The sequence below is a fragment of the Ruegeria sp. YTSC002 genome (assembly GCF_059609845.1).
On the sequence record NZ_JBXWML010000002.1, the window covers coordinates 71,227 to 93,775 of the forward strand.

General features: G+C 57.6%; 18 protein-coding genes, 1 pseudogene and 1 riboswitch. Of the genes and pseudogenes, 9 read left to right on the plus strand and 10 right to left on the minus strand.

The window, feature by feature from the left end; all coding sequences use genetic code 11:
* Window positions 1-44: 44 nt before the first annotated feature.
* Genes AC2FFD_RS05510 through AC2FFD_RS05530 form a run of 5 tightly spaced genes read right to left on the minus strand, consistent with a single transcriptional unit; the run spans window position 45 to window position 6,369 of the window.
* Window positions 45-1,127, minus strand: coding sequence for an ABC transporter ATP-binding protein (locus AC2FFD_RS05510; protein WP_425079637.1), 1,083 nt, complete (start codon window positions 1,125-1,127; stop codon window positions 45-47).
* Window positions 1,128-1,130: 3 nt separating this feature from the next.
* Window positions 1,131-2,786 (minus strand): alpha-glucosidase, encoded by a 1,656-nt coding sequence (locus AC2FFD_RS05515; RefSeq protein WP_496872360.1) that lies wholly within the window; start codon window positions 2,784-2,786, stop codon window positions 1,131-1,133.
* 9 nt (window positions 2,787-2,795) lie between these two features.
* Window positions 2,796-3,944, minus strand: coding sequence for a carbohydrate ABC transporter permease (locus AC2FFD_RS05520; protein ID WP_496872362.1), 1,149 nt, complete (start codon window positions 3,942-3,944; stop codon window positions 2,796-2,798).
* A 3-nt stretch (window positions 3,945-3,947) separates the two neighbouring features.
* Window positions 3,948-4,955, minus strand: a complete 1,008-nt coding sequence (locus AC2FFD_RS05525) for a carbohydrate ABC transporter permease (RefSeq protein WP_480684927.1) — start codon at window positions 4,953-4,955, stop codon at window positions 3,948-3,950.
* Window positions 4,956-5,010: 55 nt separating this feature from the next.
* Window positions 5,011-6,369 carry an ABC transporter substrate-binding protein gene (locus tag AC2FFD_RS05530; RefSeq protein ID WP_257600998.1) on the minus strand — a complete coding sequence of 453 codons (1,359 nt, stop codon included), beginning with the start codon at window positions 6,367-6,369 and terminating at the stop codon, window positions 5,011-5,013.
* Between the two features lie 220 nt (window positions 6,370-6,589).
* Here AC2FFD_RS05530 and AC2FFD_RS05535 point away from each other — a divergent pair, with 220 nt between their 5' ends.
* From AC2FFD_RS05535 to AC2FFD_RS05575, 9 genes and pseudogenes are all read left to right on the plus strand, one after another.
* Complete coding sequence (locus AC2FFD_RS05535; RefSeq protein WP_257600999.1) at window positions 6,590-7,621, plus strand: LacI family DNA-binding transcriptional regulator; 1,032 nt, start codon at window positions 6,590-6,592, stop codon at window positions 7,619-7,621.
* Between the two features lie 2 nt (window positions 7,622-7,623).
* A pseudogene (locus AC2FFD_RS05540) lies at window positions 7,624-8,925 on the plus strand (GH1 family beta-glucosidase); the annotation flags it as partial.
* Window positions 8,902-9,951: a glucokinase gene (locus AC2FFD_RS05545; protein WP_257601395.1), complete on the plus strand. Its 1,050-nt coding sequence runs from the start codon at window positions 8,902-8,904 to the stop codon at window positions 9,949-9,951. The pseudogene AC2FFD_RS05540 and the gene AC2FFD_RS05545, both read left to right, overlap by 24 nt.
* A 40-nt stretch (window positions 9,952-9,991) precedes the next feature.
* Complete coding sequence (locus AC2FFD_RS05550) at window positions 9,992-10,918, plus strand: carbohydrate kinase family protein (RefSeq protein WP_171638777.1); 927 nt, start codon at window positions 9,992-9,994, stop codon at window positions 10,916-10,918.
* A 16-nt stretch (window positions 10,919-10,934) separates the two neighbouring features.
* Window positions 10,935-11,600 (plus strand): D-lyxose/D-mannose family sugar isomerase, encoded by a 666-nt coding sequence (locus AC2FFD_RS05555; protein WP_170345326.1) that lies wholly within the window; start codon window positions 10,935-10,937, stop codon window positions 11,598-11,600.
* A gap of 99 nt (window positions 11,601-11,699) precedes the next feature.
* A riboswitch (cobalamin riboswitch) is annotated at window positions 11,700-11,896 on the plus strand.
* Between the two features lie 97 nt (window positions 11,897-11,993).
* Entirely contained in the window at window positions 11,994-12,350 is a 357-nt protein-coding gene (locus AC2FFD_RS05560) for a DUF1636 family protein (protein ID WP_496872365.1), read from the plus strand.
* The gene (locus tag AC2FFD_RS05565) at window positions 12,347-13,120 is read left to right on the plus strand and encodes an ABC transporter ATP-binding protein (protein ID WP_496872366.1); all 774 of its coding nucleotides are present in this window, start codon (window positions 12,347-12,349) and stop codon (window positions 13,118-13,120) included. The genes AC2FFD_RS05560 and AC2FFD_RS05565 overlap by 4 nt, the downstream gene beginning before the upstream one ends.
* A 16-nt stretch (window positions 13,121-13,136) precedes the next feature.
* On the plus strand, window positions 13,137-14,087 hold the full coding sequence (locus AC2FFD_RS05570) for an ABC transporter substrate-binding protein (protein WP_496872368.1): 951 nt from the start codon (window positions 13,137-13,139) through the stop codon (window positions 14,085-14,087).
* Between the two features lie 10 nt (window positions 14,088-14,097).
* Window positions 14,098-15,099, plus strand: coding sequence for a FecCD family ABC transporter permease (locus AC2FFD_RS05575; protein WP_496872369.1), 1,002 nt, complete (start codon window positions 14,098-14,100; stop codon window positions 15,097-15,099).
* Window positions 15,100-15,122: 23 nt separating this feature from the next.
* Here the strand turns inward: AC2FFD_RS05575 and AC2FFD_RS05580 are convergent, their stop codons facing one another.
* From AC2FFD_RS05580 to AC2FFD_RS05600, 5 genes are all read right to left on the minus strand, one after another.
* The gene (locus AC2FFD_RS05580; RefSeq protein WP_496872370.1) at window positions 15,123-15,902 is read right to left on the minus strand and encodes an inositol monophosphatase family protein; all 780 of its coding nucleotides are present in this window, start codon (window positions 15,900-15,902) and stop codon (window positions 15,123-15,125) included.
* Between the two features lie 267 nt (window positions 15,903-16,169).
* Window positions 16,170-18,614 (minus strand): GcvT family protein, encoded by a 2,445-nt coding sequence (locus AC2FFD_RS05585; RefSeq protein WP_496872371.1) that lies wholly within the window; start codon window positions 18,612-18,614, stop codon window positions 16,170-16,172.
* 8 nt (window positions 18,615-18,622) lie between these two features.
* Window positions 18,623-19,504, minus strand: coding sequence for a phosphotransferase (locus AC2FFD_RS05590; RefSeq protein ID WP_496872372.1), 882 nt, complete (start codon window positions 19,502-19,504; stop codon window positions 18,623-18,625).
* A gap of 1 nt (window position 19,505) precedes the next feature.
* Window positions 19,506-21,497 (minus strand): ABC transporter permease, encoded by a 1,992-nt coding sequence (locus AC2FFD_RS05595; RefSeq protein ID WP_496872374.1) that lies wholly within the window; start codon window positions 21,495-21,497, stop codon window positions 19,506-19,508.
* Window positions 21,494-22,516, minus strand: a complete 1,023-nt coding sequence (locus tag AC2FFD_RS05600; RefSeq protein WP_170345319.1) for a quaternary amine ABC transporter ATP-binding protein — start codon at window positions 22,514-22,516, stop codon at window positions 21,494-21,496. Before AC2FFD_RS05600 ends, AC2FFD_RS05595 begins: the two co-directional genes overlap by 4 nt.
* Window positions 22,517-22,549 lie beyond the last annotated feature (33 nt).

Below are 22,549 nucleotides of genomic sequence, written 5' to 3' on the forward strand. Positions count from 1 at the left end.
GGTGAAACACGAAACACAATTCTGTCAAGAACTGCGTTTCGCTGCTATTTGCGCATGGACAATCCATTGTGGAACAGGTGCACCTTGTCCGGTGCGGCGGTGACCGAGACTGTCTGGCCACGCAGGTTTCGCTGAATCCCCGGCAGTTTCGCAATCACCGCATCCGCACCATCGGCTTTCTCAAAATACAGCAACGTGACTTCGCCCAGGGCTTCGGTAAAATCCACTTTCCCGGACAGAATCGCGGTTTCATTTGTCGTGGTCAGGTCTTCGGGGCGCACCCCGATATTGACCTTTTTTCCCAGGTCACTGTCCTCGGTTGGAACCGCAGATTTTGCAATCCCACCTGATGACAGTTCAACGGTTGTCGTTTCGCCGGTTCCTGTGATTGTGCCGGACAGCAGGTTCATGGAAGGCGAACCGATGAACTGCGCAACAAACTCGTTGTCAGGCGTCTCATACAGTTCAAGCGGTGTCCCGACCTGCGCGATGCCCTTGTTGGCCAACACCACGATCCGACTGGCCAGGGTCATGGCCTCGACCTGATCGTGGGTCACGTAGATCATGGTGCTGTCAGGCATGGCCTCTTTCAGGCGCGCGATCTCAATCCGCGTGGCCACCCGAAGTGCCGCGTCGAGGTTCGAGAGCGGTTCGTCGAACAGATACACCTTTGGGTCACGTACAATCGCGCGCCCGATGGCAACCCGTTGACGTTGCCCCCCGGAAAGAGCTTTTGGCAGGCGGTCCAGGAATGGTTCCAGCTGAAGGATCTGAGCGGCACGATCTACGGCAGCATCAATCTCGGCCGCGGGCATTTTTGCAATTTTCAGGGCAAAGGCCATGTTCTCGCGTACGGTCATGTGGGGATACAAGGCATAGCTTTGAAACACCATCGCGATGCCCCGCTGTGCAGGCGGAACATCGTTCATGACCTGCCCTTCGATTTCCAGCGTGCCGCCTGTAATCTTCTCCAACCCGGCGATCATCCGCAACAGGGTGGACTTGCCGCATCCGGAAGGACCGACAAAAACGATCAGTTCGCCTTGTTCGATGTCGAGGTTGATGTTCTTCAAAACATCGACAGGGCCATAGGATTTGGCGACATCCGTTAGGTTGAGTTCAGACATGCGTTATCCCTTTTTCCTATACATCAGGATGAACTGCGCCGCGTTCAGGACAACGTTGCCGCTTCCCTCAATGCCGCCCAGGTCCTGACCCATGACCTGCCAACTGCCTTCGGGCAGTTTGAGCTCGGCAGTATCCGCACCCAGATTGAACGCGCAGAAAATCTGCTCGTGCGAATCCTCACGTACAAAAGACAGAACCGAGCCCGTTTCTGCCATGCCGGTCTGCGCCCCCAATGCCAAAGCAGGATGCGCATGCCGCAAGGCAATGGCGCGACGGTAGTGGTTCAGCATCGAGTTTGGATCCACCTCCAATCGGTCTACCGCTTGCCCGGCCTGCTGTGCGCTTACCGGCAGCCAGGGTTCTGCGGTGCTGAAACCCGATTGTTCATCTTGTGCCGCCCAAACCATCGGTGTGCGGCAGCCGTCGCGGCCCTTGTACTCGGGCCAGAACTCGATGCCATAGGGGTCTTGCAGTTTCTCGAACGGCACATCCGCTTCGTGCAGGCCCAGCTCTTCGCCCTGATAGAGGCAGGCCGAGCCACGCAGGCACATCATCAGAACCGCGAGCTGTCGGGCTGCCGCGTCATCCAAATTCCAGCGCGAGACGTGACGCTGCACGTCGTGGTTGGAAAATGCCCAACATGGCCACGCGTCCCCTGCCTTCGCTTCCAGCTGGTCGAAAACGTGCTTGGTGTAAGTGGCTGTCAATGCACGTTTTTCCAGGAACTCGAAGGCATAGCACATGTGCATCCGTTTATCCCCGGATGTGTATTCGCCCATAATCTCGAGCCCACGCTGCGCATCTCCGACCTCGCCCAGGCAAGCCCGGTCTTCATATTCATCCGTCAAAGCCCGCAATCTTTCGAGGAAGGCGATGTTCTCGGGCTGGCTTTTCGAAAACAGGTGGTCCTGATGGTTGTAGGGGTTCACGGCCGGTGCGATCGTGGCGTTGCGTTGATCCATCGGCAGCGCAGGATTGTCGCGCAGCGCCTTGTCGTGGAAATAGAAATTGATGGTATCCAGCCGAAAGCCATCCACCCCCAGATCAAGCCAGAACCGCGCCACGTCCAGCAACGCATCCTGAACAGCCGGACAGTGGAAATTCAGATCCGGCTGCGATGTCAGGAAGTTGTGCAGATAGTATTGCAGGCGTCGGGCATCCCATTGCCAGGCCGAGCCGCCGAAGATCGAAAGCCAGTTGTTCGGAGGCGTGCCATCCGGTTTGGGGTCCGCCCAAACATACCAGTCGGATTTCGGGTTCTCCCGACTGCTGCGGCTTTCGATGAACCAAGGGTGCTGATCGGATGTATGCGACAGAACCAGATCAATCATGATTCTCAGACCCTTCGCATGGGCCTGATCCAGAAGCTCTTTGAAATCCGCCAACGACCCGAACATGGGATCGACATCGCGGTACTCACTGACATCGTAGCCAAAATCCTTCATCGGCGATTTGAAAAACGGCGAGATCCAGATCGCATCAACGCCCAGCGAGGCGATGTAATCCAGTCGCGCAGTGATGCCCCTCAGATCGCCGATCCCATCCCCGTTGCTGTCCTGAAAACTGCGTGGGTAGATCTGATAGATCACCCCCCCGCGCCACCAGTCCGAAGACAGTTTCGTTGCTTTGCATTGTTCAAGGTTGTTCTGCACGTTCATCAGACGCCTCTATTTGACAGATCCGGCCAGCAGGCCCCGGACCAGGTATTTTTGCATTGCGAAGAAGACGACCAGCGGCACGAAGATCGAGACAAATGCAGCGGTCGCAAGGATTTCCCAGTTGCCGCCACGCGTACCCAGCAGTTCGACGATGCGGTTCGTCATCACGGTTGTCTGGCCGGTCGCGTCGATCAGAAAAACCTTGGCAACAAGCAGGTCATTCCATGTCCACAGGAACTGGAAGATCGCGAAAGACGCCAGCGCCGGGAAGCTGAGTGGCAGGATCAGTTTGGTGAAGATCTGAAACTCGGTGGCACCGTCGACGCGGGCGTTTTCGATCAGATCTCGTGGCAATCCGGCCATGTAGTTGCGCAGCAGGTAAATCGCCAGGGGCATCCCAAACCCTGTATGTGCAAGCCAGACACCCAGATAGCCTTTGCCGATCCCGATATTGAGGTGAAACTTCAGCAACGGGATCAAGGCCAATTGAAGCGGCACGACCAAAAGGCCAACAACAGCCGCGATCAGCAAGGCGCGTCCGGGGAAATCCATCCAAGCCAGTGCATAAGCTGCAAAGGCGGCAACCAAAATCGGAATTATGGTCGCCGGGATGGTTACGGTCAGCGTGTTGAAGAACGCCTTGGCCATGCTGTCCGTACTGCTTTGATCCAGAAGAACCTTTTGGTAGTTTTCCAAGGTGAACTCGGGCGGCAATTCGGCCGAAACAAAGATGCGCACGCCACGTTTTCCGGTGAACTCCTCGGTGTTTTCCATCCGGTAGTTGCCGGCCGCATCCACCGTGATCGTACCACCTCGGCGCAGTTCTGCTGTTTGGCCCGGTTCAAATGCATCTACCTCGCGCGAACTGATGCCCCATCTGGAAATCGTTGCTTGCTCATCTTCGCCGAACAACGCCCCCTGAATGACATACACTCCGTTTTCCAGCACCTGCGTATCGGGCGCGGCACTGCGAAGGGTCAGATTTTGCTCGGAGGGAAACAGCGACCGCCACCAGCCGCTGGACGATATCTGATCTGCCGTCCGAAAAGACGAAATCAGCAAGCCAAGCGTGGGGATGACCCAAAGGGTCACAAGAAAGACGACTGACAGATGCACCACCCATCTGAGCGCGGGTTTGGTTCCGGCGATATCGCTCATGGCTTACTCCATCTCCTTGCGCGCGTTGCGCACGTTCCAGACGAGGATCGGTGCAACAAGCAACATGATCACCATGGCCGAGGCCGACCCGACGCCCCAGTCATTGGCGCGGAAAAGCTTGTCATACATGTAGTTTGCCAGCACCTGCGTCTCCCACTGGCCATTGGTCATGGCAAAGACGATGTCGAACACTTTGAGAACGGTGATCGTGATCGTCGTCCAAACAACAAGGATTGTGGTTTTGATCTGCGGCACCTTGATCTTGAAGAAGATCTGAAAGGGATTGGCCCCGTCCAAGATGGCCGCCTCGATGGTTTCTTCGGGAATACCGCGCAAGGCCGCCGACAGGATCACCATGGCGAAACCCGTCTGAATCCAGATCAGGACAACCATCAGAAAGAAACTGTTCCAGAATGGAATTGTTAACCACGTGTTGGGTTCACTGCCGCCGAAGAAGATGTACAGCGCGTTCAGGATTCCTATCTGGTCTTGTTCAGCTGGTCGCGCGTCATAAACCAGTTTCCAGATCACCGATGCACCAACAAATGAAATGGCCATCGGCATGAAAATCAGGGACTTGGCAAAGTTTCCCCAACGGATTCGGTCGGTCAGTTGCGCCACGAGAAGACCAAAAGCCGTTGACATGGCTGGCACGACGATCAGCCAGAACATGTTGTTGCGCATGGCTTCCCAAAACTTCGGCTCAGCCGCCATTTGGGTATAATTGTCCAGGCCAACCCATCGGTATCCGCCACCGGGCACGCGCTCTGTCAGTGAAAGGCGCAAGGTTTCAACCACCGGATACGCCAGATAAAGCCCCAGCGCGGCAAGCGCCGGGAACAGGAACAACCATGGACGGATCAAGTTCGCGCGGTTGATGTTTCGGCCCGCATTCGGACCGCGCGGCGGAAACAGGATTTTGTCCAGAAACTGGTTGGAAAGATAGAAGTAGCCCACGCAACCCGACACGCCGATGGCGATCGTCAGCAGGCCTTGAAGTGCGGGTGTCATGGTGCGCCCATCCGTTTGGCAAGTGGGGCGGCCCTGGGACCGCCCCATAAGTTGGTCACTTGGCTGCGTCCCAGGATGCCTGGATTTCACTGGCCACGGTGGCTGCATCTTTTGCACCCGAAGAGTAGTCGACCATCCCGGTCCAGAAAGTACCTGCCCCAACCGCACCCGGCATCAGGTCGGACCCGTCAAAGCGGAAGGTCGTAGCGTTGGTCAGAATTTCGCCCTGTCCGCGCTGTGAATCATTCGAGTAGTTATCCGGGTTTGCACCAAGGTGGGGCGTCAGGAAACCATCCTGCGACATCATGATCTCATGAGCGAAAGGTGTCTTGAGGAACTCAAGAAAGGCTTCGGCCGCGGGATTTGGGTTGGTGATCGTGAACAATGTCCCGGCCCCAAGCACCGGTGTACCCAGGTCTTTTTCGGCGTAAGCCGGGAAATAGAAGAAGTCAGCATCCACCCCCAATTCCGTGCCCTCCGGAAAATAGGCGGGAATAAACGAAGCCTGACGATGCATCATGCAGGCCGGCGGGCTATCGAAAAGACCTTTGGGGCTGTCACGGAAATCAATTGCCGCCGTGTCGTCTGCATCACCCACCACATAGTCGTCATTGCGGGTAAAGCTGCCATATTCCTCAATCGCGGCTATGACGCGGGGATCATCGAACTTGATCTCGTTGGAAACCCATTGGTCATAGACTTCTGGCGGTTGCGTGCGCAGCATAAGATCCTCGACCCAATCCGTTGCGGGCCAACCCGTTGCGCCACCCGAGGCCAGACCAACGCACAAGGGCGTCTCACCGTCTTCGACCATCTGATCCATCAGAGCTTTGAACTCTTCCATGGTTTCGGGCACTTCATACCCAAAGTCTTCGAAGTTTTCGGGCACGTACCAAACCAGGGATTTGACGTTCACATTGAAGAAGAACCCGTAAAAATCGTCAGCCCCTTCCGCGTTCTCAAACGTTCCCAGATCCACCCAGGACTGACCGGCAGCGAAGTTTTCCCTGATCCAGTCCGCAGTACCTTCGGCCAAAGGTGTCAGATAGCCCTGCTTGGCGAGGTTTGCCGCCAGACCGGGCTGCGGGAAAACAGTCAGGTTCGGAGCGGAACCTGCGGCTGCATCAATAAGGATTTGCTGCTCCAGAGAGTCCGAGCCCACATAGCTGGAATTCGCACCTGTTGCTTCGTCGAAATAGGCCACGAGGTTCTCGAAAGACTTGCCCTCGCCGGCCAGCCAGGGGCCGAAAATGGTCAGGCTTTCGCCGGACAGATCATTTGCTTCGGCAAAGGCCTGAAACCCATCCCAGTCAAAACTGCCCTCGCCGACGGCGTGGATCATCTCACCCTCTGCCTGAACTGATCCGGCCATCAGGGCGAGTGCCGCCGCACCTGCGTAAAGCCCGTGTTTCATCAAATCCTCCTCCCAAGCTTTCATGTATTCAAAGACTCGCTTTCAAAGCGCTTTGGATAGCCCGTGTTATCCGCTAACATTGGCACCCTGTCAATGTTTTGCTTTCCAGAGCCAGAATTATTTATATTTTCTGCTTTCCACGCAAAACAAGTTGACGGATGCTGCATTTGCTCACAAAACAAGAAAGAGCCACTCAATTGAAGGCGCTTTGAATCGTAAAATGAACCTGAAGCAGCTCTCGGAAGTTCTGGGCCTTTCGCAAACTACGGTCAGCCGGGCGCTGAACGGGTACCCCGAAGTGAGCGAGGACACACGTGCGCGCGTTCAAGCCGCGGCGCACAAACACGGGTACCGGCCGAACAGTCGCGCCAAAGGGCTTGCGACCGGACGATCGATGGTGATCGGCCACGTCATTCCCAGCTCGTCCCAACATGAAATGGTCAACCCGATCTTCGGGGATTTCGTCGCCGGTGCCGCAAAAAAATATGCCGAACATGGCTATGATATGATGTTCACCAACGCCGACGACACCTCGATTGAGGAAGCGTATCGGAGTCTCTTTCAGCGCGGCGCGGTGGACGGGGTTGTGCTGCAAGGCCCCAAAGTGAACGAACCACGTATCGAAGTCCTGACCCGTATGGGCGTCCCATTCATCGTGCACGGACGCTCGACCGGCGTCGACGCTCAATATGACTGGATCGACGTAAACAACAAAAGTTCGTTCCTGCGCGCCACCCGCTTTCTGATTGACCTTGGCCATCGCCGTATCGCTCTGATCAACGGCCTGGAAGATATGGACTTCGCCCAACGTCGCCGCGACGGATATCTTGAGGCGCTTGGGCAGGCCGGGCTGGCGCCCGATGCAAATCTGATGCGCAGCGCTGAAATGACAGAGGTTTACGGCCATCACGAAACGCAGAACATGTTGCGCCTGGACACCCCTCCGACTGCGATTCTGTGTTCGTCGATGATATCCGCCATCGGTGTGCGGCGCGCTCTGTCCGAAAACGGGCTTGAGATGGGTGCGGATGTGTCAGTGATCGCCCATGACGACGACCTGTCCTATTTGAAGAACGGACAGGATGTTCCGATTTTCACCGCAACGCGCTCGTCCGTCCGGCAGGCGGGTGAAATGGCGGCTGACATGTTGATCCAGCGCATCAAATCTCCGAATGATCCCGTCAAAACGAGGCTGCTGGAGGCCGAGCTGGTCGTTGGCAGGTCAACCGGCCCTGCGCCCAACAGGTTGTAACCATGAAACACGCACGCGCTGATTTCCCCAAAGATTTCCTCTTTGGTGTCGCCACCTCTGCGTACCAGATTGAAGGCCACGCACAGGGCGGTGCGGGGCAGACACACTGGGATACCTTTGCGGCGTCACCGGGCAACGTGGTGCGCGGGGAAAACGGAGACGTGGCCTGTGATCACCTGAACCGGTTCGAGCAGGATTTCGATCTGGTGCGCGAAGCCGGGTTCGACTGTTATCGCTTTTCGACCAGTTGGGCACGTGTATTGCCGGACGGGCGTGGTCAGGTCAATCAGGCAGGGCTGGATTATTATGATCGGCTGGCTGACGCCCTGCTGGAACGCGGTATCCGCCCCTGTGTGACGCTTTATCATTGGGAATTGCCGTCAGCGCTTGCGGATCAGGGGGGATGGTGCAATCGCGATATCGCGGATTGGTTCGCGGATTATACCCAGGTCATTATGGGTCGGATCGGCGACCGGATGTTCAGTGCGGCACCGATCAACGAACCCTGGTGTGTCAGCTGGCTGAGCCATTTTGAAGGCCACCATGCGCCCGGTCTGCGCGACATCCGCGCCGCGGCCCGGGCGATGCATCACGTTTTGTTGGCCCACGGGCGGGCCATTCAGGCCATGCGCGGTCTTGGCATGAGCAACCTAGGTGCCGTGTTCAACCTCGAATGGTCCGAGCCAGCAGATGGCAGCGCGGAAGCGCGGCTTGCGGCAGATCGCTACGATGCAATCTACAACCGGTTTTTCCTGGGCGGGGTTTTCAACAAAGAATATCCCCAAACCGCCTTGGAGGGGTTGGAGCCGCACCTGCCCAAAGGCTGGCAGAACGACTTTGAAACCATCGGTACACAGGTCGATTGGTGCGGGTTGAACTATTATACCCGAAAACTGATTGCCCCGGCGGACACCGCCTGGCCCAGCCTGCAAGAGGTTCCCGGACCGTTGCCCAAAACGCAGATGGGATGGGAAATCGAGCCCTCTGCCCTCACCCGCTTTCTTGTCCGAACAAGGAAAGACTATACGGGCGCGCTGCCAATCTATATCACCGAAAACGGAATGGCGAGTGAGGCGCGCGTGCAGGACGATGATCGCATCGATTATCTCGACAGGCACCTTGCGGCCGTGCTGGACGCTTTGGCACAAGGTGTTCCGGTGAATGGCTATTTTGTCTGGTCGCTGCTGGACAATTACGAATGGGCCTTCGGGTACGAGAAGAGGTTTGGACTGGTGGACGTGGATTTCGAAACACTTGCGAGAACGCCCAAAGCGTCTTTCATGGCGCTGAAATCCGCCCTGTCCGAGGGTCAGAGCGTCTCTCAGCCGTTAGCGCAACCATTCGGTGCCGTGCATGAGCATTGGAATCTGGTCGCGGATATCGGGGGCACGAACACACGTCTGGGCGTCGTCACGAATGGCGAATTGGCAGATCTTCGGAAACACCCGACAGGAACATTGGAAAACCTGCTGGAGGCGCTCCATGATCTCAGGGACGAGATCGGAACCAACCCACAGGCCGTCGTCGCAGCCGGAGCCGGGCCTGTCAGGGACGGAACGATTCAGCTGACCAACGCGAACCTGGATCTCTCGGAGACAGAGTTGGCAAATGCAACAGGAGCGCAGCGCACCTTTGTGATAAATGATTTTACCGCCGCGGCATGGTCTGTGGCCGAGGTGACCCGGTCGGATGTTGCCGTCTTGCAGGGTCAGGTAACGCCGCCCGCAGGCACACGATTGGTTGTTGGCCCTGGAACCGGACTCGGCGTTGGCGCCTTGCTTTATTCCGAAGGCAGGTATCACACGGTTTCCGGCGAAGGCGGGCATGTGGGTCTGTACCCGCGCCATCGCGACGAAGTTGATATTTTTGAAGCGGCGCGTCGTATCGCACCGGGCTGTTTCTTTGGGGACAGCCTGGCACTGGAAGCAGAAATGTTCCTGAGCGGAACCGGCCTGCCGGTCCTGTATCAGGCGGTTGAATTGGCAGCCGGTCATGCGCGGACACAGGCGCGCTCTGCGAAAGAAATTCTGAACGATGCCCGCAGCGGCACCGATCTCATCGCCGAAAAAACGGCGCAGATTTTTACCACTCATCTGGGTGCTTTGATGGGTGATCTGGCAGTCACCTTGATGCCGGAGGGAGGCGTTTTCCTTGTGGGCGGCGTTGCCGAGAAAAACCGCTGGCTTTTCGGTGACACCTTCAAGGATGCGTTCAACGGCGGCGGTCGCTTCAGCGATTTGCGCCGTTCCCTGAACCTTTACGTGTCTGAACAGGCAGAGTTCGGGATCATCGGCGCAAACAACTTCTGCAAGAACGCGCTGCGACAGTAACCAGCCAAACCGAAATTTCTATTCCGAGAAGGACCAAGACATGATCCTGTGCTGTGGTGAAGCGCTGATAGATATGATCTCAGAACCGACCGTGTCGGGTGCACTGGGCTTTGTGCCACATACCGGTGGTGCAGTTCTGAACACAGCCGTCGCGATGGGACGTCTGGGTGTTCCGGTTGGGATGCTGACAGGTTTGTCATCGGACATGTTCGGCCAGCAATTGATCGATGCGCTGAAGGCCAGTCATGTGGACACGACACATGTGATCATCTCGGACCGTCCTACCACGCTTGCCTTTGTGCAGCTCTCGGAAGGGCACGCGACTTACAGCTTTGTTGATGAAAACACCGCGGGCCGGATGTTGCTGCCCGAAGACATGCCCGATCAGCTTCCTGCTGTCTCTGCCCTGTATCTCGGCGGAATCAGCCTTGCCTGTGAACCTTGCGCAGATGCCTATGCCGCCCTTCTGGACCGCCACGGTTCCGACCGGGCGGTGATGCTGGATCCGAATATCCGCCCGGGTTTCATCAAGGATCAAACCCGGTTCAGAGCGCGTTTGAACCGCATGATCTCACAAGCGGATATCGTCAAGGTTTCAGACGAGGACCTGGACTGGATCATTCCGGGCGCTGAATCCGAAGCCGCGAAGGCGTCTGTGCTGTTGCAGGCGGGTCCTTCCGTTGTCATCGTCACGCGTGGCAGCGACGGGGCGCACGGCTATCTGGCGGATGGTTCCGAAGTCTCGGTTCCTGTGAAGCCCGTTGAAGTGGTCGACACGATCGGCGCAGGTGACACGTTCAACGCCGGCGTCCTGACCGGTCTCAGCCGTGCAGGGCATCTGACCAAATCAGGTCTGCGCGGATTGACGGCTGAAAGCCTGCAAGCAGCCATGGAACTGGGCGCTGACGTGGCGGCCGTGACCGTTTCCCGAGCCGGGGCGGAACCCCCCTGGGCGCACGAACTTTGACCTGCGGGATAGCATGATGAAACGTTCCGAAATCAACCGTATCAAGACCCAGGCACAAGCATTCATTCAGTCCTTCGGTGCCGTGTTGCCACCCTTTGCGGATTGGTCGCCCGAGAAAATGCGCAGCCCTCTGGCGGAAACGATCCGCGGCCGCGGGTTGGGATGGGACATAACCGATTACGCACAAGGCCGTTTCGACGAACTTGGACTGTTTCTGTTCACTCTGCGCAATGGCGAGGCGAAGGATCTGAAATCCGGGCGCGGGATGCTCTATGCGGAAAAACTGTTGATCTCGAAAGACAATCAGCTTTCTCCGATGCACCGGCATATCGTCAAGGCAGAAGACATCATCAACCGGGGCGGCGGCGACCTCGTTCTGGAAATTCATGCGTCGGATCCAAACGGTGGCGTCGACCGCGACAATCCGGTGACGGTCCCAAGCGATGCCTGCCCTGTAACCTTGCAACCCGGAGAACACTTGCGGCTGAAGCCGGGGCAAAGCGTAACTTTGATGCCCGGCATCTGGCACGCTTTCTGGGCCGAGCGCGGCGATTGCCTTATTGGCGAGGTATCGACCGTGAATGACGACCGTACGGACAATGTGTTCGAAGAGCCGATCCCACGGTTTTCGAAGGTCGAGGAAGATACCGATCCGGATTTTCTTCTTGTATCAGACTATTGACACCGTTCGGTCCGGGCTGGCGCAGCAGGATCGCTGGCTCAACTGTTGCAATTCCATCCACCACCCTTTCGCCTGCCGCTTGACAAGTCTGGCATAGCCGGACTAGCTGAGCGGGATGGTTCCGTAAGGGATGAAAATGGGAACACGGTGCGGCGCTGGAATGTGCCAAGTCCGTGACTGCCCCCGCAACTGTAAGCGGAGAGCGACGCCACTTCACCACTGACCCGTATGGGTTGGGAAGGTGGGCCGAGCCTTGACCCGCAAGTCAGGAGACCTGCCATCGCATGGTAACCAACCCGGGGCGGGGCGTCCCCGAAGGAGGCTTGATGGCGCGTTTGCGTAATATCTGGGTATGTGCCCTCTGTCTGCATCTGGCAAACGACGGAGACGGCAATGACCTGCTATTCTGATCACTACGTTCTGATCTGTTCAACATGTCAGGGGACGATGTCTGCCGAGGCTGCGCAAGACGCGCTGGATGCTCAGCTGCCTGACGGTTTTGAAACCCGAATGGTGGCCTGCATGGCAGGTTGTGAACGGGCCATGACCGTCGGATTTCAGGCCGCAGGCAAAGCGCAGTACCTGTTCGGCGACATTAAGACATCACACGACCTGGATGCCCTGGTCGAATTCGCGACCCAGTTCGGCGACAGCGACGATGGCTGGACCAGCGCTTCGGACCGCCCTCCTGCCCTTTTCGCAAAGACCCTGTCGCGAATACCCGCTTTGCCATCCCGAGGGACATCATGAGCTTTCTGGTTGCCGAGGATCTGGAGTACTACGCGCTCAATGGTGATATCCTGTTGCAGGATGTATCCTTTCGTCTGGAAGAAGGATCAATTCTGGCAATCGCCGGGCCGAACGGCGCCGGTAAGACCACTCTATTGAAACTGCTGTGCGGGATTGAACGGATTGCCTTGGGTGATGTTTGGATAGAAGGCCAAAGCCTTCGTACCCTGTCCGCCCGCCAACGCGCCCGCTCCATTGCTGTGGTCGGACAGCAGGAAATGCCCGACGGACGGATGCGCCTGCAAGACTACGTTGCGCTGGGACAAATCCCGATTCAGGGCGAACGTTCGGTGGCTCAGCACAAGGCTGATCTTGAACGGGTGCTGACGACGACCGAGCTATCGCATTTTGCCAACAAAACGATGGGTCAGCTGTCCGGCGGAGAACGTCAGCGCGCACATATCGCGCGCGCGTTGGCCCAGAACCCGTCCTTGCTGTTTCTGGACGAGCCAACCAACCATCTGGACCCCGATGCCAAGGGGCACATGCTGTCTCTGGTCGCTGATCTGGGGGTAACGGTCGTCATGATCGTCCATGATCTGGTCATGATCCCGGAATTCGCCACCCATGTGGCGTTGATGAAGGCTACGCGTCTGACAGGGTTCGGGCCTGTTGGCGAAGTTCTGACCCCAGACCGGGTACGTGAGACATTCGGCGTGGATTATCTGTGCTTTCAGCACGAAGGCCGCATGATCCCCGCACTGGATATCCGAAAACGGAAATTGTCATAATAACAGGAGCTTACATATGATGCAGAAACTCTGGCCGGTGGTCGTCTTCGCTGGCTTGGCAGGTGGCGCGGCAGCAGAGGGCGTCACCGTGGACAATTGCGGCGAACCGCTGGCTTTTGACTCGGCGCCGGAACGTCTGGTCGTGCATGACATGAACATGACGGATATGGCCTTTGCGCTCGGCCTTCAGGACAAGATCGTGGGGCTTACCGGAATTACCGGCTGGTACAAAACAAGCCCTGATTTTGATGCTCAGCGTGGCGATATCCCAGAGCTTGCCCCCAAATACCCGACCATTGAAAACCTTGTGGCCGTCGAACCCGATCTGTTTTTTGCCGGTTGGTACTATGGCATGAAACCCGGCGGTGACGTCACGCCCGACACGCTGGAACCCTTTGGTATCAAGACCATGATCCTGTCCGAAAGCTGCGTGCATCTGGACAAGGATCGCCCCGAGGCCAGCATGAACCTGTTGTTTGATGACGTTCTGCGTCTGGGCACGGTCATGCAGGTCGAGGACAAGGCCGAGGCGCTGGTTGCCCGCTGGAAGGACCAACTGTCCGCCATCGAAGCAAAAACAGCCGATCTGGCAAAGCCCCGCGTGTTCCTGCTGGACGGGCCGGCCGATGCTCCGTTTACCGCCGGCAAGTTCGCCATTCCCGATGCAATGATCGCAGCCGCGGGTGGCGAGAACGTGACGCATGATCTGGATACCAGCTGGGGTCGCACGTCGTGGGAGGCCGTCGCCGCGGCTAACCCGGAATTTCTGGTGCTGCTCGACTATCAGTCCGGCAACGGCGCAGAGGACACTTTCCAGTTCCTCAAGGATCACCCGGTAATGTCACAAACGGACGCGGTAAAGAACGAGCGCTGGATTGGCCTGCGTTACGAGGAACTGACGCCCGGTCCGGCAAATATCGAGGCGATCGAGAAAATGGCGAAGGCCATGCACCCGGAGACCAACTGATATGGTCCAAATGGGCCGTTTGATTTTGCTGGGGGCGGTTGTTCTGACCGCCCTTTTGCTGTTGTCCATCGTCTACGGGACCACTCCTATCCCCATGCGCGAAGTTTTTTCAGCCATCGGCCTTGGAACCGGTCTGGTGGACGGAGACATGTCGCCTTTGCACCGGATCGTCTTCGACCTTCGCCTGCCCCGCGCCCTGTTTGCTGCCGTGATTGGCGCGGGGCTGGGCGTCGTTGGTGTTGTTTTGCAAACAACGACGCGAAACGATCTGGCAGATCCGTTTCTGTTCGGTCTGTCCTCTGGTGCAGCTGCCGGCGCCGTTCTGGTGATCACGGTCACAGGTGATGTATTGGGCATCTGGACGTTGCCGTTGGCGGCGTTTTGCGGCGGTCTGATCGCATCCGGCATTGTTCTGGCGCTGGTTCAGGGCTTGCGTACGAGCGCACCCGAAAAACTGATCCTTGCTGGCCTGGCGGTGTCCTTTCTGTTTTCCGCAATCACCAATTACCTGATTTTCTCTGGCGACAATCGCGCTGCGCATTCGGTGATATTCTGGATGCTTGGCGGCCTGGGACTGGCAAGATGGGAAACGTTCCCGCTTGTCCTGATCGGACTGGGCCTGATCCTGAGCTATTCACTTTACCGCAGCCGGTGGCTTGACGCGCTGCTGACCGGGGATTTCACAGCCTCGTCACTGGGTATTCCCGTTCAAGGACTGCGGTTCAGCATGTTTTTCGTTGCCGCGTTGGCGACGGCCAGTTTCGTTTCCGTTGCCGGTGTCATCGGCTTTGTCGGGCTGATGGTGCCTCATATTGCACGCGGCATCGCCGGAACTCTGCACCGAAACCTGCTGATCGTCTCGGCGATCGTGGGCGCGATTCTGCTGACATTGTCCGATATCTTGTCACGCCTTCTTCTGGCTCCGCAGGAGTTGCCGGTCGGAATCGTCACGACGTCGATAGGATCACTTTTTGTCTTTTTGTATTTGTTCAAATCTGATCGCGGGAGCTAGTTTTCCAGGGTTGCGCAACACTGTCATTTTTCGACATTGATGAGGTCAAGCAGTTCAGCATGCAGTTCAGGGGTTGCGGCGGAAACGACCGCGCCATCTGAATCGAGGGTCAACGCATGCCCGTGCCAATCGGTCATCACTCCGCCAGCAGCCGTGATCAGAGGTGAGAGCGCCAGATAGTCATAAGGTTGCAGATCGTAATCCACCACAGCATCGACATGGCCCGAAGCAAGCAAGGCATGGGGATAACAATCATAGGCAAATCGGCGCGTCTGCCCTGCATTCATCAGCCGGCTGAACAGGTCAGGATGATCGCGATAAATTTTGTCGCCTTCATTCACGTAAAGAACCGATTGATCCAGACGCGTGGTGTGCGACACTTTTATCGGTCGCCCGTTCAGGCTGGCCCCGTTATCAACCACACCCAAATAGGTCTCATGTAAGGCCGGCATTCCGACCAGCCCCAACCGAGGGCGCCCATCCACAAGGTGCGCCAAAAGGAACCCGAACAAAGGATGGCCGGACAGAAACGAACGGGTTCCGTCAATCGGGTCAATCACCCACATATGAAGCCCGTCGCCTGCTTCTTGACCGTGCTCTTCGCCAAAGATGCCGTGTCCGGGAAAATGCTGTTTCAGGTAGGTGCGAACTTCCGCCTCAACTGCCTTGTCGGCCTGCGTCACCGGGCTTTCATCCTGTTTGAATTCAATGCCCAAAGACCCCCGAAAAAACCGCATCGCGGACTCCGTGGCAATATCAGCAATCTTCATCGCGTGTTCAGTCAACGCATCTGGGGTTACCATTTTCGGTCCTTTTCGGCTGAAGTCATCCAATCTCCGACGGATGAAAGGTTGTTTGCCCTGAAAGCTGAATGAGAAGTCTTGCAGTTCAGTTTTCAGATGGGCATGAGGTGTGACAATACTGAAACTTTATCAATGGCTTATGGATCGAAATCCGTCAGATTCGACGAACATTCGGACACTCGGGGCGGATTTGCCCTGTTTGCATGCTTTCCCCATGTGTTCCGATCGCCGTGCGTGTGTCGGTAGATCTGCTCTTGCACCCTCGGGTCAGGTCTTCACCCGGCTCATCTGCGGGTCGTAAAGCGGTTTCAGCGTCACTTCGCAAGGAACCCTCTGAGTGGCGACATCCAATTCATATGTCCCTGATGTGACGTATTGTGCGTCGACACCGTTGGCGTTTCGGATGTAACCGTAGCCGATCGACTTTTCGACGGTGTAACCATAGCCGCCCGAAGTCAGCCATCCGACCCTTTCGCCATTCCGATAGATCGTTTCACGCCCCAGAAGAACAACCTCGGGGTCAACCGTGAAACATGCCAGCATCTTCTTTACGCCGCCGGTTTTTTGCGCCTCAGCAGCGGCACGCCCTTTGAAATCAATATTCTTCCGAAGTTTCACGGCCCAGCCCAAGCCGCTTTCGAACGGCGTATGATCCGGCCCGATATCCGAGCCCCAGGCGCGATAGCCTTTTTCAAGGCGCAGCGATTCAATCGCCCTGTATCCCGCATTTTTCAATCCATGCGGGCGCCCTGCCTCCATCAAGGCGTCGTACACCGTTTGGGCATATTCCACCGGCAGGTGCAGTTCCCACCCCAATTCACCAACAAAGGTCACACGCAGCGCCTTGACCGGGCACCCCGCAATCCCGATGGTACGGATCGTGCCAAACTTGAACCCGCTGTTCGAGACGTCATCGCGCGTCACCGCCGCAAGAACATCGCGCGCTTTTGGTCCCATCAATGACAGGACTGCATTCGATGAAGTGATATCGAACAGCTGGCAATTCATACCCTCGGGAATGCTGCGGTCGATCCAGTCGAAGTCATGGGTGGCATAGCCGGTGCCGGTGACGATGTAGAACTCGTCATGAGCCACGCGCCCAACGGTCAGGTCACACTCGATCCCGCCCTTGTCGTTCAGCATTTGGGTATAGACCAGCGCGCCAACCGGCTTGTCCACATCATTGGCGCAGATCCAGTTCATCGCTGCCAAAGCATCGGGGCCCTTGAGGGCGAATTTGGCGAAGGATGTCTGATCGAACAACACCGCCGCTTCGCGTGTTGCTTTATGTTCGCGCCCGACGGCATCGAACCAGTTCTGGCGGCCAAAGCTGTATTCATCCTTGGCCACCTCGCCCTTTGACACATCGGCATACCAGTTGGGACGTTCCCAGCCCAGTTTCTCACCAAAACACGCGCCCTGCTTTTTCAGCGTGTCATAAAGCGGCGATTTTCGGCAGGGGCGGCCCGAGTCATGTTCCTCATGCGGCCAAGCCATCGTGTAGTGTTTACCGTATGCTTCAACGGTACGGGTGCGAACCCAGTCGGTGTCGAAATGCGGGCGGCCAAAGCGGCGGATATCGGCAGACCACAAATCGAAGGGCGGCTCACCCTTGTGCACCCATTCCGCCAGCGCCATGCCCGCACCACCGCCAGCCGCGATGCCAAAGGCGTTAAAGCCCGCACCGACAAAGAAATTCCTCAACTCGGGCGCTTCGCCGATGATGAAATTGCCGTCGGGCGTGAAGCTTTCCGGCCCGTTGGTCAACGTCTTGACGCCAGCGTTCTCCAGCGCGGGCACACGACCCAACGCAAGCTCCATAAGCTGTTCGAAGTGATCGAAGTTGCTGTCGAGAAGGGTATAGTGGAAACCTTGCGGAATACCCTTGGTGGCCCAGGGGATCGGGTTCGGCTCATAGCCGCCCATAACCAGACCACCGACTTCTTCCTTGTAGTAGGTCAGCCGGTCGGGATCGCGCAGAGTGGGCAGGTTGCCGGGCACGTCGAAAGGTTCTGTCACCATGTACTGGTGCTCCATCGGAACCAGAGGAACGTTGACGCCAAAGCGGCTGGCAAAGGTGCGGGACCATTGCCCGGCGCAGCAGATCACCTTTTCACACTCGATCCGACCATGTTCGGTGATTACCGCGCGAATTTTGCCATCTTCAATCTCGATATCGATGACTTTGGTATCTTCGAATATCTTCGCCCCGGCCATGCGGGCGCCCTTGGCCAATGCCTGCGTGATATCTGACGGGTTGGCCTGACCGTCTGTCGGCAGGTAGGCCGCGCCGATCACGTCCGAAACATCCATCAAGGGCCACAGCTCCTGCGCCTCGGATGGGGTCAGAAGCTGCATGTCCAGACCAAAGGAATGCGCTGTCGTGGCCTGCCGTTTGACTTCGGTCCAACGCTCTTCGTTGCAGGCAAGGCGCAAGCCGCCGTTCATCTTCCAGCCAGTACCAAGCCCTGTTTCCTCTTCGATCTTGTTGTACAGATCGACGGAATAGCCCAGCAATTGCGTGATATTGGCGTTTGAACGCAACTGCCCCACCAACCCTGCGGCGTGAAACGTGGTGCCCGAGGTCAGCTTCTTGCGCTCCAGCAGCACCGTGTCGGTCCAGCCCAGCTTGGCCAAGTGATAGGCGGTCGAGCAGCCGATGATCCCGCCGCCGACAATGACGGCTTTGGCTGTTGTAGGAAGGTCGGTCATGTCTATCCTCAGGTATTTTTGAAATCGGTAAGGGCTGCGCGGAACCGCGCCAGGTTTTCAGCTGTGTAGGCTGCGTAATCAAAGTCGATATCCGAGGTGATCTCGGACACCATGCTCCACATGGTTTCCCGCAGCAGCGAAGCGCATTTCATCGCCGTATAGCGGTGGCGCAGGTTGTCGTTGACCGGGGTCTCGAAATAGCTCTCAAGCACCCAGTCTTCCTGTTCAGGCGACAGGCCATTGTTCGAAGCCAGCCCGCCCAGATCAAAAAGCGGCGAGTTGAATCCGGCATAGTCGAAATCGATCAGCCAAAGGCGGTTGCCGTCGTCCAGAAAATTGCCGCAGAGCAGGTCGTTATGGCCGAACACGATGTCATACGGCCCAGCCTCACGTTCCAGCAGCGAGCCTGCGTCGATCAGATCGGGGATCAGCTTTGCATGGGCGCTGTCATTCCCGGTCAGTGTTGCGGCATAGTCCCGGATGACATGGAACACCCAGAATACCAGCGACGGCCCGCGCAGGTGTTTCGGCACTTCGACATGACAGGCTTTCACCAATTCCAGAACACGGGGCAGCATGTTCGGATGCCGGACGTCTTCTTCCGTCAAGGTGCGGCTTTCGATGAACTCCAGCACCGTCAGATCGCCCGAGGAATGCAGCACGGCGGGCGACAGACCCGCCGCATTGGCTGCTTTGCTGGCGGCCAGCTCGTTGAACCGCATCACCTGATGCAAGGGGATGTCGTCGCCCACACGCACCACATAAGACCCGCTGCCATCCGTAACCTTGTAGTTCACATTGGTGATGCCACCGGTCAGCGGAGTGGCCTCGATCTCTCCCTGCCAGATCGGCAGAGCGCGGATGCGGGTCATCAGGTCGGGATGGCTCATATCAACTCTCCAGTCCAAAGCGGATGCGGGCCTGACGGGCACTGGCATTGATCAACCGATCGGCGATGATGGCGATGAAGGCAATCGACAGACCGGCCACCAGACCGCGGCCGGTATCGGCCTTGGTCAAGGCGATATAGACCTCCTGCCCCAGATCGCGGGTGCCGACGAGGGCGGTGATGACCAGCATGGACAGCGCCAGCATGATGGTCTGGTTGATCCCCAGCAGGATCTCAGGCAACGCCATCGGCAGACGGATATGGCGCAGCAATTGCCTGCGGGTGCAGCCCGAAACCAGACCGGCCTCGATCAGCTCTTCGCTAACCGACCGTATGCCATGGGCAGCATAGCGGACCGCCGGGGCCAGCGCATAAAGGACGATGGCGATCAGCGCGGTGAAATCGCCGACCCTGAACAGCATGACGACAGGGATCAGATAAACAAAGCTGGGAAGGGTTTGCAGCGTGTCGATCAGCAGGTTGATGGCCGTTCCAGCGCGTTTGTTCAGCGCCGCCAGAACACCCAGAGGCACCCCGATCAGCGTTGCCAGAATGACCGATGCACCGCACAGATACACTGTCACCATCGCCTTTGACCACAGGCCCGACACAAGTACCAGCGAGGCCATCCCACCACACAGCAACGCCAGCCGCCAACCGCCAGCGTGCCAGCCCAGCAGGGCCAGCATCGCGATGGCCCACGGCCACGGGATGCCCAGCAGAACCGTTTTGATCGGGATCATGAACCAGGTCAGGAAGAAAACCTTGATCGCCTCGAACGTGTCGAAATAGTTGACGTTCAGGTATTCGACCGTGTTGTCCCAGAACGCGCCAGTGGTGATGGTCTGGCTTTCAGGATATTCCAGCAACAGAGGCGAGAACTGTCCCAGTACCCATGTCAGCACCAGTAAAACCAGAACCAGAACCGTCCGGCGATGACGCGCGACCCACGAGCCGGCGACCTCATGATGCACCTGGCCCATCCGTTCGGCAAAGGCCTGGCTCAGACGGTCGACGGCGATGGCCAATACCACGATGGCGATGCCGGCTTCGAACCCTGCTCCAATGTCCAGACGGCGTAGTGCGGCGAGAACGTCAAAGCCCAGCCCCCCAGCCCCGATCATCGAGGCGATGATGACCATGTTCAGGGTCAGCATGATCACCTGATTGACACCCACCATCAGGCTGTGGCTGGCCGAGGGCACAAGCACGCGCCACATCAACTGCCGCCGGGTCGTGCCCGCCATGCGTCCGAAATCCAGGATTTCGGGATCCACACCTTTCAGTGCCAACGTGGTGATCCGCACCATCGGTGGCGTCGCATAAATAATCGTCGCGACCAAGGCAGAGATCGGGCCAAACCCAAACATGAACAGGATCGGCACCAGATAGGCAAAGATCGGGATCGTCTGCATCAGGTCCAGTATTGGTGAGATGATCTTTTCAAAAAGCGGATGGCGATAGGCGAGAATGCCCAACAGCAACCCTCCGCCCGCGCCAATCGGCACCGCGATCAGGACCGAGGCCAGCGTTACCATGGCGCTGTCCCATTGTCCGAAAACTGCAAGATAGACGAAGCAGGCCCCGACCAGAGCGGCCAATCCCCAGTCGCGGCAGTATTGACCCAAGGCGACAACGGCGGTGATGACCACGATCCAGCTGATCGCAGGCAGGATGACCTGCGCGTCATTTCCCTGACCGCTGACAAAGCCGTCGGCCAGCAGGGCCAATACCAGATTGTAGGGCTGCTCGATCAACCACGCGATGGCGCGGGTGACATCGGTGAAGGACACCGGCCCGATGGCGGCATCTTCGATCAGCCATGTCATCGCCAAGGAAATGTAGGTTTTGAACGGGATCACCCAGGCCGAGGGGAACTTGGTCAACCAGCGCGCATCCAGCGCCTTGCTCAAATCACGCCCGAAATAGCCAAGCACGATGGTGATCAGAACAAGCACCAAAATGGCAATCTGGCTGCGGGTCAGGCGGATCATGCCGTGTCTCCGCCGCCGAACAGCACATGCGCAACGGCCTTGCGGTCTATCGCTCCGACGGGCTGGCCATCAGCATCCACCACGGGGATCGGCGCATCTGCCGCGATAATCCGTTCCGCCACGTCCGAGATGCGCGTGGATTGAAAGATCGGATTGCCCTCGCCCACAGCGCCGGGGGTCATGACACCGCCGACGGTCAGGACCTTTGAGCGGGGGATATGTTTCGTGAATTCAGCCACATAACCGGTGGCCGGGTGCATCACCAGCTGTTCCGGCGTGGCGATCTGGATCACTTCTCCGTCCTTCATGATGGCGATGCGGTCGGCCAGGCGAACGGCCTCTTCGAAGTCATGGGTGATGAAAACGATGGTCTTGTGCAACCGCTCCTGCAACCGCAGGAATTCATCCTGCATCTCGCGCCGGATCAGCGGATCGAGGGCCGAGAACGGCTCGTCCAAGAACCAAAGGTCCGGCTCAGTCACCAAGGAACGGGCAATGCCGACGCGCTGCTGCTGGCCGCCGGACAGCTCACGCGGGTAATAATCCTCACGCCCCTTCAAACCGACCAGTTCCACGACCTCGCGGGCCTTGGCGTCGGCTTCGGGTTTGGGTGTGGCCTGAATCGTCAGCGGAAACATCACATTCTGCAAAACGGTCAGATGCGGCAGCAACGCGAAATGCTGGAACACCATGCCCATCTTGTGACGCCTGATTTCGATCAGCTCATTCTCGCTGGCGCGCAAGAGGTCAGCATCGTCGAACAGAACTTCACCGGCGGTTGGTTCGATCAACCTGGACAAGCACCGAACCAGAGTGGATTTGCCGGACCCCGACAGGCCCATGATGACGAAAATCTCACCTTCCGAGATCTCGATATTGGCGTTGCGGACTGCGCCGATCACACCTGCCTTGCGAATTTCTTCTGCCGTAGGTTCGGGGGTTGTCCGCAGCAACCGATCTGCGTTGGGGCCGTAGAGTTTCCAGATATTTCGGCACGACAGTTTGGTCTTGGGGGGCATCAGGGTGGTCCGGTTCATTCGCGAAAAAGGCCA